The following is a 14,785-nucleotide window of genomic DNA, read 5'->3' as shown; positions in this document are numbered from 1 at the left end:
CCTCGGGCTTGCCTTAGGCGGATTGTTTCTTTCGGAACCTCAGACGGAGAGGAGTGCCTTCGAGATTGAACTGCTCGCGAAGGCGATTTTCGAGATAACGCTTGAAGTTATCATCGATGAGCTCGGGGAAGTTACAGAAGAACGTAAGGGCGGGCGGGCAATTGCCGGTTTGGTTCGCATACTGAATGCGAAGGCGCTTCGGCCCCTTGACGATGGTGTGACCACTCTCGCGCATCTGAGCGAGGAGGTTGTTGAGTGCGCTCGTGGACACCTGGCCGGAGTGAGCGGCGCCCACGCGGTCAACAACGGCCCAGACCTTCTCAAGTGAACGTCCCGTGAGCGCGGATACGCGGATGACGGGAGCCCAGGGAGCAAACGTCATTCGACGGGCGACGGACTGCATGACCTCCTCACGTGCGTGGTCGTCGGTCACAAGATCCCACTTGTTGAGCAGGATGATGAGGGCGCATCCACGTTCGATGGCGAGGCCGGCAATCTTCTGATCCTGCTCGGTAACGCCCTCGGAGGCGTCGACGACAAGCAAGCAGACCTCCGCCTCGTCGATGGCGCGAAGGCCCCTGACGAGGCTGTAGTACTCGACGTCTTCGTGAACAAGGTTGCGCTTGCGCATGCCAGCGGTGTCAACGAGACGATAGCGCTTGTCGCCACGCTCGACGATGACGTCGAGGGCGTCGCGCGTCGTGCCGGCGACGTCACTCACGATGGAACGATTCTTGCCGGCAAAGCGGTTGGTGATCGAGGACTTGCCGACGTTCGGACGGCCAATAATGGCAACACGGAGGGCGTCCTCCGGATACTCAGGCTCTTCTGCGGGCTCAGGAAGGGCAGCGACGACCTCGTCGAGAAGGTCTCCCGTACCATGACCGTGGACGGCGGAAATGGGCCTGGGCTCACCAAGGCCGAGGGCATAGAAATCCCACATGGTCTTGTCGTCCGCGGGATTGTCAAGCTTGTTAGCTACGAGGAAGACGGGCTTGCCGGCTCGACGCAGGATGCGCGCAACCGTCTCGTCCTCTTCGGTCACGCCAGTGGTGGCGTCGACAACGAAGATGATGACGTCCGCCTCCTGGCAGGCAGCCTCTGCCTGCTCGCGGATGCGGCCGGCAAAGGCGTCATCCGAGCGGCCAGTCTCGATGCCACCGGTGTCAACGAGAGTGAACTCGCGACCACACCAGTCTGCCTCGTGGTAGCTGCGATCTCGGGTGACGCCACGGCTTTCGTGGACGATGGCTTCCTTCTTCTGTGCAATACGGTTAACCAGCGTGGACTTGCCGACGTTGGGGCGTCCGACGATGGCGACGATGGGCTTGGCCATGAGTGCTCCTTGCTCGAATGTTCAGGTGTAAAAGTCTAACATGCCCCATTCCGGCATCCTGAAGAAAAGCGGTCTGCCACGCTTTTAGCAAAGAGCCTCGATTGCCTTGACCAGGGTTTCGATATGGGCGGTGGGCGTTGAGGCGCCGGCGGTTACGCCGATCGACGAGGCTCCGTCGAACCAGCTGGCCTCGAGCTCATCCGGGGATTCGATGTGATGGGTTCGCGGGCAGGCGCTCGTGCAGATCTCTGCAAGGCGCGTCGTGTTCGCGGAGTTTCTGCCGCCGATGACGACCATAACGTCCGAAGTGGACGCGAGGCGAGCCGCCGCGCCTTGGCGTTCGCTCGTAGCCTCGCAGATGGTGTTCACGACGCACACCTCCTGCACGCGCCCCATGAGCTCGCAGACGACCGCGTCGAGCGTTGCCTTTGCCTGCGTAGTCTGGACCACTACGCCGACCTTCTTTGATAGGTCAACCTGATCGAGAGCGTCGACGTCAGCTACGGCCAATGCTCCGGGGGCATGCCCGAGGATGGCCTCAACTTCGGGATGACCGGACTCCCCTACCACGAGGACCTGATACCCCTCACGCTGGAGACGTTCTGCCGCATGATGCACTCGCTTGACGTATGGACATGTAGCATCGACGACGTTAAGACCGTTCTCTCGAGCCCGGCGCTCAATTTCGGGAACTACCCCATGCGTCCTAAGAACGAGGGTGGAGCCAGCATCATCGGGCACCTCGTTGGCAACGGTCACTCCCGAGGCCTCAAGTCCAGCAACTACCTGGGGGTTATGGATGAGTGGACCAAGCGTGCGGACGGGTCCCGCGCTCTCGCTCGCCAACTTATGAACGAGATCAAGCGCCCTTTGAACTCCGTAGCACGCTCCCGCGTACTCGGCAACGGTGATGGTCACAGGCATGGGGTCCTCCAAGGAGTGAGTGGTTACCAAAGACCGGGGTAATCGTTTCGAAGCTCGTCTCTGAGCGCATAGACGTCTTTCATGGCGATGCGTTCCATCTCGGAGACCCTGCCTTTACGGTCGGTGGCCTCGAGCTCGTCAAAGGAAATGGGCTTCCCGATGGCGATCTTGGGCATGCGACGGCGCGTCTTTCGGGTCCTATACGGGTCCGCGGCGCCCACGACGGCGCAGGGAATAACGTTGGCTCCTGCCATCTGCGCAATCATCGCAAAGCCACCGTGAAGCTCGACTTGCTGCTCGTCATTCTTGACGCGGGTGCCCTCGGGATAGACGAGCACGTACTCGCCACGCTTCAAAGCGTCGCGGCACGCCTTGAGGGCCTTGAGGTCGGCGGATCCACGATCGACCGGGATTCCGCCGACGCGTCGGAAGAGCCACCGAGCGGGGGCAATCTTGTCGAAATCGATCTTATAGAGAGGCCTGATTCGAATTCCGCGGCGCCAGAGGCCAACAATGAAGACAACGGGCTCGACCATCGAGACGTGGTTCATGACGAGCACCGCGCCCTTGCCGTCCTCGCTGGCCGTCAGGTTCTCCTCTCCACGAAAAGTCGTGGGATAGACGATGGATGAGAAGGCGTGAAGAACGGAGAAAACGAACGCATAGAGCGCCCGCGCGCCCGCAGGGAAGTTCACGATGCTGTTTCGTAGGTAGTCGAACCCTTTGCGCTTCGTGCTCTTTGCCTTGACTTTCGTCTGGGTGTCGCTCATGCGCGCGCCTTAGAGATGAGGGCGGAAATCTGGTCGCAAACCTCGTCAACGGTCAGGCCGGTAGAGTCGATGTGCACGGCGTCCTCTGCGGGCTTGAGCGGAGCGGTCTTGCGAGTGGAGTCCGCCTTGTCACGGGCGATGAGCTCGGCTTCGATGGCGGCGGCCTCTGCAGAGTCCGCTACGGCGCTTGAATCCTTGGCAGTGTCTCCGCCGTGGCGCTGGACGGCTCGACGGCGCGCACGTGCAGAGGGATCTGCCGTCAGGAAAATCTTGACCTCGGCCTCGGGAAAGACGACCGTTCCGATGTCCCTTCCTTCGGCGACAACGTCTGCGTTCTTGGAAGAGGCGCGCTGAAGCTCAACCATGGCTGCCCTGACCTCGGGGACTGCTGCGACGGCAGACACGTTCTCGTCGACTTCGGGCGTTCTGATGGCCTTCGTTCGATCGACTCCGTCGACGATGACGACGGGACCCTCGGGGCCGTTCTCAAGAGAGATCTCGATGCGGTTGGCGAGATCTGCGACTGCGGCGGAATCGGTCACGTCGATGCCGCGGGTGAGGGCGGCGTCGGTAACGGCGCGGTACATGGCACCGGTGTCGAGGTACGTAAGGCCTTCGCGAGAGGCCATGGCCCTCGCGACCGTGGACTTGCCGGACCCGGCCGGCCCGTCAATGGCAACGATCATGTCTTCCTCCTTTTAAGGGCTTTCAGCCCATGCTAGCTCATCTTTGCAATCAGGTCGTCCGTCTCAATGTCGGCAAGGGGAGACTTGCCAAGCACGAAACCCGTCTTTGCGCGCCGCTCGAGCTCGCTTGGGGCAAGGCCCGAGGTTTGCAGGGAGAGACGCTCACCATTTGAGACAAATACGTGTGACGAAACATTCGCCACGACACGATCCCAGAACAGTTCCACAGGAATGCCGTAGACGGCGGCCATGAAGGCCCTCGTGAAACCACCATGCGTGACGACGACGGTCTTACCCTCGAGACCCTTCGCATATTCAACAAAGGTGCGGGCGCGCTCGATCAGGTCCTCGTAGCTTTCCGCCCCCGGAGCCGGAAGGGACTTGCCGTCGACCACACGCCAGGGGAACGGGTACCCAAGCGCCGGCAGGTCTGCGACGCGCTTGCCCTCCATAGAGCCAAAGTCCATTTCGATCACGCGGTCGTCCTCGATTGCCTCAAGGCCAAGCTGCTTCGCGGCAACGTCGGCAATGGCATGGGCTCTCGATAGAGGCGACGTAATGATGCGGTCGGGCTTCCAGGCAACGATGGCGCGCGCGGCGCGCTTCGCCTGCTCGATGCCCAGCTCGGAAAGCTTGACGTCGATCCTGCCGGAAAGGCGTGCCTCGATGTTGTACTCAGTCTGAGGGTGCCTCATGAGGATGATGCGACCATATTCCTTCATACCCTACTCCCCCTTCGTCTGCGCGAGGAGCCTCTTGCGCTCATCGGCCGTAAGCTGACGCCATTTGCCAGGTTTGACATCCTTTAGCACGAGCGGGCCAAACGTGTCCCTGTGAAGTGCAATCACTTCGTGCCCCACTTCCGAGAGCATGCGCTTGACCTGGTGCTTTCGACCTTCATGAATGGTGAGGCCAACGAGTGAGCAGCCCTTGGGAATGTCTCTTGGGCAAACGGCGCTCGCAAGAGGCGAGTCAGCTTCGATGCGCCCTACCTTCGCTGGCGCGCAGGGGCCGTCATCCAACGTAATGCCACGCTCGAGCCTGTCGATCGCTGCACGAGAAAGGCTGCCCTCGACAAGTGCGACGTAATGCTTGTCCTTCTCGAACGAGGGGTGGAGAAGTCTCTGCGCCGCTTCGCCATCCGTTGTGAAGAGGAGGATTCCCGTGGTGTCGCGGTCGAGCCTCCCCACGGGAAAGAGCCCCGGATACTGGTCCTTGGGAACCAGGGACGCCACGCACGGCCTCCCGGCTGGGTCGCTCATGGTGGTCACATAACCTGCAGGCTTATTGAGGATGATGTACACGGCCTCATCAGCAAGACGCACCTCTCGGCCGTCAACGGTGACGACGTCAACGGTGGGATCGACCTTGCTGCCGAGCTCCGTCACGACGACGCCGTTGACGCGAACGCGACCAGCCGTCATAAGGTTCTCGGATCCCCTGCGGCTGGCGGCGCCCGCTCGAGCAAGAAACTTCTGGAGACGCATCGGAACGATGCGCTCCTCCTGGTCGGCTTGTTTACTCATTCGCGGCATCACCGGTCATGTCATCCGAAAGGAGCTCGCGCTCTTCCTCGAAGTCAGCCTCCGCTTCTTCGAGGGTCGACTCGATGACGCGGCCGCTCAGACGCTCGCGGATGAACTTCTTCGACTCCTCGTCAGGGGCGAACTGCTCGAGATCCGGCAGCTCGCGGAGGCTCTTGAGGCCGAAGCGCTCGAGAAACGCCTGCGTCGTTGCATAGCGAATGGCTTGAGCGCGCTGAGGATCCCTGCCCGCCTCTCGGACGAGGCCCTTGTCGACGAGGGACGCGATGACGCCGTCGGAATTGACACCGCGGATCGCCTTGACGCCCTCGCGGGTGACGGGCTGGTGGTACGCGATGACTGCAAGGGTCTCTAGTGCCGCCTGGGAGAGCTTCCTGGTGTCCCAGCTCATGACAAGTGCCTCGACCTGGTCGTGGAAGGCAGGATGGGTGAAGAGCCTCCAGCCCCCGGCGACCTCACGAAGCTGGAAGCCGCGGTTTGCGTCTGAGTACTCAGCTGCCAAGTCGGCAAGGGCCTCAGAGGCTTCGCCTGGAGTAATGCCGAGCACCGCCGCAAGGTCAGTCGCGCTGACGGGGTCGCTTGACACGAGAAGCATCGCCTCAAGCGCGCCACGAATCGAATTGGCGTCGAGCTTATCCAACTCCTGCATTAGTACTCCCCTTCCAGCTCGGCTAGCGCCGTCGCGTCAATTTCGTAGGCGGGCGCGCCCTCGATGCGGTCGATCTCGATTTCTCCGAAGGTCTCAGCCTGCGAGAGCGTGACGGAGCCAAGCTTGTAGAGCTGAAGGATCGCGAGAAACGTAACAACAACCTGCTCGGGCGTTCGTTCTCCGTCGAGGAGCTCGTTAAACGTAAGATGTCCGCGTGAGCGCGTCACGCGATCGACGGAAGCCACAGTAAGCGCGACTGGCAACCTCTTTGGCGCGATGTGTTCCGCCTCGAGGAGGAAGCCCTCTCGCCTACTGTCTAGGTCTGCGCAGATGACAGCGAGCCCTCTTAACGTGATGCCTTCGAGGTAATCGGGAACGACATGGAGAAAGCCTGGGTCGGGGCCAGCGACACGCGGATGCATGCGCGCCTCAGACTCCATGCGGCTTCCAAGAGCTGCCGCGGCATTCCTAAACTGCTTGTATGCGATAAGCCTGGCGACGAGGACCTCTCTCGCTTCGTCTGCGGTGAGGCCCTCGAGGTCGTCATTCTCGTCGTCCTCCGTCTTGTGAACGGGCGTGTCGTCGGGAACGAGCGATGCGGCCTTTATGTCCAGGAGCGTGGAGGCGACAAGGACGAAATCGCTTGCGACGTCGAGGTCGAGCTCCCCCATCCTCTCGACCTCGGCTAGGTACTGGTCCGCCACCTCAGAGATGGAAATAGCTCCGATGTCCACGCGCTGCCTGCTCACAAGCTGAAGGAGTAGGTCAAAAGGACCTGAATAGGCTTGGGTCTGAATGCGATAGCTCACGTCACACCCCCATGAGCAGGTTGTATAGACCACCGGCTGTGAACTCGAGATACGCCCCAACGGGATCAAGGCCAAGCTTGGGAAGGGCATAGAGCAATACGAGGAGGATGGGCATGGCGTAGTTCTGGATTTGATAGTAGCGCCTGAGCGTCTCGCCCTTTAGGAAGTAACAGAGCACCTTTGACCCATCCAGGGGCGGAAAGGGAATTAGATTAAAAAAGGCTAGGGTGAGATTGATCCACACGTAGGTAGAGAAGAGGGACAGAATGAGAGCCATGGGGGTATAGCCGAAGACCACGGGCCCTGCGGAAAACAAGCCGGGATTGCGCTCGATGGCGCCCCACACGAGGTTAAAGAGGCCCGTGCCAATACAAGCCTGGAGGATGTTGGATGCGGGTCCGGCGAAGGCCACGAGAACCTCATCGCGCCTTGGGTTTTTGAGGCGATTCGGGTTGTAGGGAACGGGCTTTGCGTAAGCGAAAACGAACCCGCCCAGAAGCTCCATGAGGATCGGCAGAACAAACGAACCAAACCCGTCCAGATGGCGAGCTGGGTTTAGCGTCAGCCTGCCTGCCTCCTTCGCCGTGTCGTCCCCACAGAGATGAGCCACCCATCCGTGTGCGACTTCGTGCACGACGGCAGACAGCATGAGCAGAACGACCGTAATCGCGATGGTAAATAGCCGGCTCGGGGACATCATGCTCCGATTCCGCTCTGGGCTTCCTCGAGGGCGGTCGAAAGCTCGAGCCACTCCTCTTCGAGCGCCGGAATCTTCTTCTTGAGAGCGTTATACTCCGCCATCGCCTCGTCAAACTTCTTTGCGTCGGCGTAGAGCTCCTCAGAGGCCATGAGCTCCATAAGCTCGTCGTAGCGCTTGTGAGCGGGCTCGAGGGCGGCCTCAACCTCCTTAAGGCGCTTCTTGGTGGAACGCATGGCCTTGGACGCCGCGTTTCTCGCCTCGGCTTCGGCGCGACGCTGCTCCTTGGTCTTTACGTTCCTGCCGCTGGTCTGAGCGGGCGCATCGGCTGCCTTTGCCTCGACCGCCTTTGAAGCCTTGGTGGTAGCAGGCTTAGCGTCCTCCGCCTCTGCAGCCTCAAGCTCTGCGCGCTTGAAGAGGTAGTAGTCATAGTCGCCGTCGTAAACGGTGACGCGACCATCGCGGACCTCGACGACCTTGTTGGCCACGGCACGAACGAGATGCTCATCGTGGCTGATCAGGAGAATGGTTCCCTTGAAGTCCACCAGGGCCTGCTCCAGCACGTCGACAGAGTCGATGTCGAGGTGGTTGGTGGGCTCGTCGAGGCAAAGGAGTGGGTCGGGCGCCACGAGCATCTTCGCGAGGGCGAGACGAGCGCGCTCGCCACCGGAGAGAACGCCCACATGCTTCTCGACGTCGTCGCCGTGGAAGAGGAAGGCACCAAGGAGGCGACGCTCCTCCGAGCTCGTCCAGCCGGGGGCCGCCTCGTCCATCTCACGCATGACGGTGTTGCCTTCGTTGAGAGTCTCGAGCTGGTGCTGGGCGTAGTAGGCGCTTGTCACGTTCTGGCCGAGCTCGATCTTACCTGCATCTGGAGTCTCAAAACCGAGGGCGAGCTTCATCAGGGTCGACTTGCCGGCGCCGTTGGGGCCCACAAGCGCGACGTGGTCGCCGCGATAGAACGTCACGTTGGCGTCGCCGTAAACGAGGTTATCGTCAAACGCCTTGCGAACATGCTCGATGGATATGACCATATCTCCCGTGCGGGGAGGCTCCGGGAAACTGAAGTGAACGTGCTTGGATTGCTCGGGGAGCACGACGAGCTCGCTCTTGATTTGCTCGATCTTCTTCATGCGCTCCTGAGCCTGAGCCGCCTTCGTGGGCTTGTAACGGAACTTATCAACGAAGACCTGCATGTGAGCGATCTCGCGCTCCTGAGCAGCGCGCTTGGCTCGCAGCTGCTCGAGATTGTCCTCGCGCTGACGAAGGTAGCTGGAGTAGTTGCCCGTATACGTTGTGAGGCGACGGTTCTCGAGTGCTGCCACGTGGGACACGCAGGCATCCATGAACGCGCGGTCGTGGCTCACGAGAAGGACGGCGCCGTCATAGCCGGCGAGGAACTGCTCGAGCCACTTTACGCTCTCGAGGTCGAGGTGGTTCGTGGGCTCGTCAAGGAGCAGCAGATCTGGATGACGGAGAAGGAGCTTGGAGAGGGAGATGCGCATCTGCCATCCGCCCGAAAAATCCTCAGCGGGCTTGTCGAGGTCCTCTACGGGGAAGCCGAGACCGCAAAGGATGGCTCGGGCCCGACTCTCGAGCTCATAGCCGCCCAGCCTCTCGAACCTGTCCTGAGCATGGCCATATTCATCCAGGAGCGACTCGAGGCCATCGCCATCGCCAGCGTTGGCAATTTGCGCTTCGAGCTCCGAGATGCGAGCGCCGAGCGAGCGAATCTCCGTCGCAGACGCCATGACCTCCTCGAGGGCGGTGTCGTGCCCGGCGAGCTTAGCCTCCTGCTCGAGGTAGCCGACGGTAGTCCCCTTTTGAAAGCTAACGGTGCCTTCGTCCGGCGTCTCGGTTCCCATGACGATCTTGAGAAGCGTCGTCTTGCCGGCGCCGTTAGGGCCAACGAGGGCCCAGCGCTGACCCGCATTGAGCTGTAGCGTCGCACCTTCGTATAGGGTGCGACCACCAAACGATTTGGAAACCTTATCGGCAAGAAGAATCAAGGCACTCTCCTGAGCTTGAATCTGTGGCTAGTTCTGGCAGAGATGAATGGCGAATCCGGCGATCTCGCGCTTGAAGTAGACGAGCTTCGTTGTGCCATCAGGGTTGAGAGCGCGGGAATCCTCGTTGATTTCAAAGCCGCGAGCGGCAAACCACTTCTCGGCAACGGGAATGTCATTGACGCCAAAGCCGATATGCCCCTTCTTGCCGCGACCGCAGCCACTCATAACCTCAACGAGCGTGTCCGCGAACACGGAGACGGGAGTCTTGACCGGAGCGAGTCCCATGAGAGCCTCGAAGATGGACGCAATCTCCATCGCCTCTTCAGGACTTGCGGCGTTGATTCCAACGTGAGCCACACGAAGACCAAAGGCCTCGACGGGATTGCTGGTGTCCTCGGACATACGAACCTTCTCTCCGGCGCAAGGCCTAAATCTCACGATGCTGAAGTGGCTTTCAACTCACTTGCAGCATCATCGCATAACAAAAAGGCCGGAGCAAAAGCCCCGGCCTCGTCGTTTATGGTGGAGAATAGGGGGTTCGAACCCCTGACCTCATGACTGCCAGTCATGCGCTCTCCCAACTGAGCTAATTCCCCGAAGTGGTGGGCGATGCTGGATTCGAACCAGCGACCCCATCCGTGTGAAGGATGTGCTCTACCCCTGAGCCAATCGCCCACTTCGGCTGCCGTCGCAGCGGAAAGGAGTCTATCACAAGCACTCGAGAGTATGCAAGCGAAAAAATGAATGTCGTATCAATTGGTGCCAAACAGACAGTGAGACAAACACGCCAAAGCGTGGACATGGCTAGTTTGCAAGGCGCAATAAGAAGTGCGAACTAGAGCGCATGCAGACGATCGAGGCTGCGAGCGTAGAACACACCCGCTGCATAAAGCGCGAGGTCAACAACTACGCAGAAGACGTCGCCCGCAGCGAGCGCCCTTCCCTGCCACCACCAGAGAAAGACCGGAATGAGCGTGAGGGCAGATATCACGAGACCGACTCCGCTAAGAATTGAAAAAGTCTTTAGGTTACGGCCACCCGCAAGGGCGAGCTTGCCATAGCGGCCGGTAACAAGGAGATAAATACCGACGAGGCAGACGTCCGCGCCGGCAATAACGTTGCGGAGACTTTCTGCGTCGCCGGTGACATAGCCCCTGCCAAAAACCTGGGAAACGCCGCTGAGAAGACGAAGCAGGCCCCAGACGAGCATGATCGTGGAGTATCCCCTCAGGAGGCGGTATAGCTCCTTCGCATCCTTAGAAAGAGACTTCTCAAGTTCCTGTTCAAGGCCAATGGCCTCAATCGCAGATACGCTGCGCTTGGATGACGAGGTGGCTACTTCCTCGGTATTAGGCGCGAAACGCGCGACTTCGAGCAGCAGAAAGCCAGAAAGGCCTACGGATACGATCGAGGAGATGGAGCTCGTTGCGTTCTGCTGGAATACCGAGAACAGGAGGTCTAAGAAGCTGAGGGAAAAGACGATGCGCCCGTATTTAGTTGCGCTATCGCGAATACCCGGATTACTCGGCAATTTAAAGGCCCGTATTCCGAAAAGCGAGCCAACAAACGCGACTGCGGTGAAGATGACCCAAGAAGCCACGAGGAGCACCCATACCGAAATATGAAATCCCAGAACCTGGGTAGTTGGATATAACTCAGATGCGGTCGAGACTAATCCGGCATAGGCCAGAGTCGTATAACCAAGAATTACGGCGACACACAGCAGAGAGATGGCCAGCCATACAAGATAGGCGCAGGAAAGCGGTCTGATCAGGGACATTCTGCCCCTAGAATCCGTCTCTCCCATTACCAATCCTCCCGTGTCGCTTCCGTCTGTTTGTCAAGTATAGCCAGACTGAATGGGCTGCGCATCGCGAGTCCCTCGGACAGGCTGCCGGAGGTGTACGCCGGCGTGCTCGACTACGTGCGTGGGCGCCGGGGCTTCGAGGAGTCTGACATCGTGAGGTCATTCTGGCCGGGCGCGACTTCGAGTCGTTCGAGTACCCGGAGGGCTGCGTCGTGGTCGACAACCCGCCGTTCTCCATCCTCGCCTGGATCCAGGACTTCAACCAGGGACGCGGCATCGGACTCTTGTTAACGAAAGCGGGCCGCAGAGCACATACGCCCTACGGCCCGCGACTAACTCTGGTGGGCCCAGCAGGATTCGAACCTGCAACCTGGGGATTATGAGTCCCTCGCGCTAACCGTTGCGCCATAGGCCCGTTAACAAAAAGGGCGACGACCTAAGCCGCCGCCCCCTCATTTATGGTGGAGAATAGGGGGTTCGAACCCCTGACCTCATGACTGCCAGTCATGCGCTCTCCCAACTGAGCTAATTCCCCGAATTGGTGCGAAAGAGATATTACCAAACCTTAGAAGTCGCGCAAGTCAGAATTTAGAATTTCTTTCTAGCTCGAGCAAGAACACGCAGACCACTAAGAACTTACTCGCACTAGAAAGAAACCCCTCCGAGAGAGCTAATGAACTTCCCTAGCCTCTCTAGGCCTGTCTCTAGGTCGCTATCGCTTACGCAATACGAAAGGCGCGCGAATCCCTCGACCCCAAAACAAGAGCCTGGAACGAGCGCAACTCCAGCTTCCCTAATCGCTCGCTCGCAGAATTCCTCCGAACTCATGCCAAACGAATCAATTCGAGGGAATGCGTAGAACGCTCCACCGGGAGAATTAAACGAAAGACTCATAGCATCGAGTCGCGAGCAAACGAGATCGCGTCGGGTTTTATAGGTGGCAACCATTTCGTCAATCCCAAGCCCAAGCGCAACGACAGCTGCGTCCTGCAGAAACGCCGGAACGCTTGAAACGAGATATTGGTGCATCTTCTCGACTTGGGACTTAAGAGAGGGCGCCGCCGCGAGCCAGCCAAGACGCCATCCCGTCATCGCCCAGGGTTTGGAAAACGAGTCCACGACGATGGTCTGCTCGCGAAGCTCTGAATGCCGAACGGCAAAGCGCTCGTACCCGGCGTCATAAACAAGCCTGTTGTAGACGTCGTCGCAGATGACGCAGAAGCCATGGCGGGCGGCACAGTTGGCGACGGCATCTAGCGTCTCTGGGGTGTAGATGCAACCAGTTGGGTTGTTAGGAGACGTAATGATTATCGCTCGCGTATGTGACGTTACGACGGATTCGAGCTCTTCCTCGCAAATCTGGAATCCATGCTCGCTTGTGTCGAACGGAACGTATGTCCCGTGAGCGGCACGCACGATCGTCTCATAGAGGCCAAACGCCGGAACCGGCACAATGACCTCGTCGCCGGGGTTTAGCAGAGCCATGATTGACGCCGAGAGCGCCTCCGTGGCTCCACAAGTAACGATGAGCTCATCCACGTCGTATGAAAGCCCGTGACAAGACATGTAGGCGCTTAAGGCGGCAAGCAGCTCGAGGCGTCCGTTGTTGGGAGGATAGTGCGTTAGACCGCGCGACAGCGACTCCGCAACCGCCTCGCGAATTGGCTCCGGAGTGTCAAACTCGGGCTCACCAAGAGTGAGCTTGACACAACCCGGAGTCTGGTTCGCGAGCGCGGTGAAACGGCGGATTCCACTTGTCGCGAGACGGGCAAGGTCAGTATTAGTCTGGCAAGCAGGCATAAGAACTAAGCCCTGGCAGCGAGAACGAGCTGAGCAACCTTCTCGGCGACCTCATCGATGGCGACCTCGGAGCGCTCGCCGGTGGCACGGTCCTTGAGTTCGACGTTGCCGTTCTTAACGGCCTTCTTGCCGCACACGATCTGGTACGGGAAGCCCATGAGGTCGTTATCGGCAAACTTGACGCCAGGGCGCTCCTTGCGGTCGTCGACAATGACTTCGATGCCCATCTCGGCAAGAGCTGCGCTGACCTTCTCCGCGACGGGCCAGACGAGATCGTCGTTAACGTCGAGCGGGATGATCGAAACCTCGTACGGGGCGACGGAGACAGGCCAGATGATGCCGTTCTCGTCGTTGTGCTGCTCGACGATGGCAGCGAGCGTACGAGAGACGCCAACACCATAACAGCCCATGATCAGAGGCTTCTCCTTGCCGTCCTCATCCATGAAGTAGGCGCCCATGGCCTCGGAATACTTGGTGCCGAGTTGGAAGACCTGGGAGACCTCGATGCCGCGGGCAGAGGCAAGCGGACGGCCGCAGTGGGGACAGGGATCGCCGGCGACGACGGTCACAAGGTCAGCCCACTCATCAGGGGTGAAGTCGCGACCCGGGCAGGCGCCAGTGAAGTGGTAGTCGACCTCGTTGGCGCCGCACGTCCAGCTCTTGGAACCCTCAAGGCTCTTGTCGCAGACGAGGCGAATGCCCTCGGGGAGGTTCACGGGGCCGATAAAGCCCTTGAACAGGCCATGCTCCTCGAGCTCCTCGTCGGTCATGAGGCGATAGCCCTTACCGAAGACGTGCTCCGCCTTGCAGTCGTTGAGCTCGTGGTCGCCGGGGACGATGGCCACGACGGGGTTACCCTCGGCGTCGATGATGGCGAGGGCCTTGCGCGTGCCGTTCTCGGGGAAGCCGAAGAACTTGGCGACGTCGGCGATGGTGCCGAGACCCGGGGTCTCTACCTTGGTGAGGGTGCCGTCGCCCGGACCCTCGCTGACGGCAACCATCGTGCTCGCCGCTTCATCGTCCGCAGCGAATCCACAATCATCGCAGTAAACGAGGCTTGCCTCGCCGGCATCCGCGAGAGCCATAAACTCGACGGAAGTATCGCCGCCGATCTCTCCGCTATCGGCGACGACGGGAAGGGCCTTCAGGCCACAGCGTACGCAAATGTTTGCGTACGCCTCCTTCATCTTGTCGTACTCCTCCTGCAGGCTCTCCTGAGTGGCAGAGAAGGAGTAGGCATCCTTCATGATGAACTCGCGCCCGCGCATGAGGCCGTAGCGAGGGCGGAACTCGTCGCGGAACTTGTCCTGGATGTGGTAGAGGTTGACGGGCAGCTGTTTATAGCTCCTGAGCTCGTTGCGAACGAGGGCGGTGATAGTCTCCTCGTGAGTCGGGCCAAGGACGAACTCGCGCTCGTGACGATCGTTGAAGCGGACGAGCTCCTTGCCATAGGCATCGATGCGGCCGCTCTGGCGCCACAGGTCCGCGTCGACCATGATAGGCATCATGAGCTCCTGGGCGTCATGCGTGTCCATCTCGTCGCGAACGATGTTCTCGATCTTGCGGATGGAGCGCCAAGCCAGTGGCAGATACGTGTAGAGGCCAGCAGCCTCCTTACGAATCATGCCCGCGCGAAGAAGCAGGCGATGGCTCGCGAGCTCGGCCTCGGTGGGATCCTCTTTGAGGGTGGGGGCGTAAAGACGGCTCATCTTCATTGGGTTCATAGCTGTATCCTTTAATCGGCGCTATTGGCG

14 protein-coding genes and 4 tRNA genes are annotated in these 14,785 nt (G+C 59.9%); all 18 read right to left on the bottom strand.

Annotated elements, in window-relative coordinates; all coding sequences use genetic code 11:
- Nucleotides 1-13: 13 nt before the first annotated feature.
- Nucleotides 14-1,336, bottom strand: a complete 1,323-nt coding sequence (gene der / locus ABCN07_RS01735) for a ribosome biogenesis GTPase Der (RefSeq protein ID WP_343005120.1) — start codon at nt 1,334-1,336, stop codon at nt 14-16.
- Between the two features lie 84 nt (nt 1,337-1,420).
- Entirely contained in the window at nt 1,421-2,260 is an 840-nt protein-coding gene (ispH, locus tag ABCN07_RS01730) for a 4-hydroxy-3-methylbut-2-enyl diphosphate reductase (RefSeq protein WP_343005119.1), read from the bottom strand.
- A gap of 23 nt (nt 2,261-2,283) precedes the next feature.
- Nucleotides 2,284-3,030, bottom strand: coding sequence for a lysophospholipid acyltransferase family protein (locus tag ABCN07_RS01725; protein ID WP_343005118.1), 747 nt, complete (start codon nt 3,028-3,030; stop codon nt 2,284-2,286).
- A complete protein-coding gene (gene cmk / locus ABCN07_RS01720) occupies nt 3,027-3,716 on the bottom strand; it encodes a (d)CMP kinase (protein ID WP_343005117.1) in 690 nt (229 codons plus the stop codon). Before cmk ends, ABCN07_RS01725 begins: the two co-directional genes overlap by 4 nt.
- 32 nt (nt 3,717-3,748) lie before the next feature.
- On the bottom strand, nt 3,749-4,438 hold the full coding sequence (locus ABCN07_RS01715; protein WP_343005116.1) for a histidine phosphatase family protein: 690 nt from the start codon (nt 4,436-4,438) through the stop codon (nt 3,749-3,751).
- Nucleotides 4,439-4,441: 3 nt separating this feature from the next.
- The gene (locus tag ABCN07_RS01710) at nt 4,442-5,242 is read right to left on the bottom strand and encodes a pseudouridine synthase (RefSeq protein WP_343005115.1); all 801 of its coding nucleotides are present in this window, start codon (nt 5,240-5,242) and stop codon (nt 4,442-4,444) included.
- Nucleotides 5,235-5,909 carry an SMC-Scp complex subunit ScpB gene (gene scpB, locus ABCN07_RS01705; protein WP_343005114.1) on the bottom strand — a complete coding sequence of 225 codons (675 nt, stop codon included), beginning with the start codon at nt 5,907-5,909 and terminating at the stop codon, nt 5,235-5,237. The genes ABCN07_RS01710 and scpB overlap by 8 nt, the downstream gene beginning before the upstream one ends.
- Nucleotides 5,909-6,718: a ScpA family protein gene (locus ABCN07_RS01700; RefSeq protein ID WP_343005113.1), complete on the bottom strand. Its 810-nt coding sequence runs from the start codon at nt 6,716-6,718 to the stop codon at nt 5,909-5,911. The genes scpB and ABCN07_RS01700 overlap by 1 nt, the downstream gene beginning before the upstream one ends.
- A 1-nt stretch (nt 6,719) precedes the next feature.
- Nucleotides 6,720-7,418, bottom strand: a complete 699-nt coding sequence (locus tag ABCN07_RS01695) for a site-2 protease family protein (protein WP_343005112.1) — start codon at nt 7,416-7,418, stop codon at nt 6,720-6,722.
- The gene (locus tag ABCN07_RS01690) at nt 7,415-9,424 is read right to left on the bottom strand and encodes an ABC-F family ATP-binding cassette domain-containing protein (protein ID WP_343005111.1); all 2,010 of its coding nucleotides are present in this window, start codon (nt 9,422-9,424) and stop codon (nt 7,415-7,417) included. Before ABCN07_RS01690 ends, ABCN07_RS01695 begins: the two co-directional genes overlap by 4 nt.
- Before the next feature lie 27 nt (nt 9,425-9,451).
- A complete protein-coding gene (locus tag ABCN07_RS01685) occupies nt 9,452-9,826 on the bottom strand; it encodes a VOC family protein (RefSeq protein ID WP_343005110.1) in 375 nt (124 codons plus the stop codon).
- Nucleotides 9,827-9,944: 118 nt separating this feature from the next.
- A tRNA-Ala gene (locus ABCN07_RS01680) sits at nt 9,945-10,020 on the bottom strand.
- A gap of 4 nt (nt 10,021-10,024) precedes the next feature.
- Nucleotides 10,025-10,099: transfer RNA gene (locus ABCN07_RS01675), tRNA-Val, on the bottom strand.
- A gap of 160 nt (nt 10,100-10,259) precedes the next feature.
- Nucleotides 10,260-11,231, bottom strand: a complete 972-nt coding sequence (locus tag ABCN07_RS01670; protein ID WP_343005109.1) for a hypothetical protein — start codon at nt 11,229-11,231, stop codon at nt 10,260-10,262.
- 339 nt (nt 11,232-11,570) lie between these two features.
- Nucleotides 11,571-11,646 (bottom strand) — tRNA-Ile (locus ABCN07_RS01665).
- A gap of 44 nt (nt 11,647-11,690) precedes the next feature.
- Nucleotides 11,691-11,766, bottom strand: a tRNA-Ala gene (locus tag ABCN07_RS01660).
- Between the two features lie 110 nt (nt 11,767-11,876).
- Nucleotides 11,877-13,031 carry an aminotransferase class I/II-fold pyridoxal phosphate-dependent enzyme gene (locus tag ABCN07_RS01655; protein ID WP_343005108.1) on the bottom strand — a complete coding sequence of 385 codons (1,155 nt, stop codon included), beginning with the start codon at nt 13,029-13,031 and terminating at the stop codon, nt 11,877-11,879.
- A 5-nt stretch (nt 13,032-13,036) separates the two neighbouring features.
- On the bottom strand, nt 13,037-14,746 hold the full coding sequence (locus ABCN07_RS01650) for a proline--tRNA ligase (RefSeq protein ID WP_343005171.1): 1,710 nt from the start codon (nt 14,744-14,746) through the stop codon (nt 13,037-13,039).
- Nucleotides 14,747-14,785 lie beyond the last annotated feature (39 nt).

Source organism: Collinsella sp. 1033st1_E11_1033SCRN_220408 (genome assembly GCF_039062465.1).
Lineage (GTDB): Bacteria > Actinomycetota > Coriobacteriia > Coriobacteriales > Atopobiaceae > Parolsenella.
This window is presented reverse-complemented; position numbering and strand designations above follow the sequence as displayed.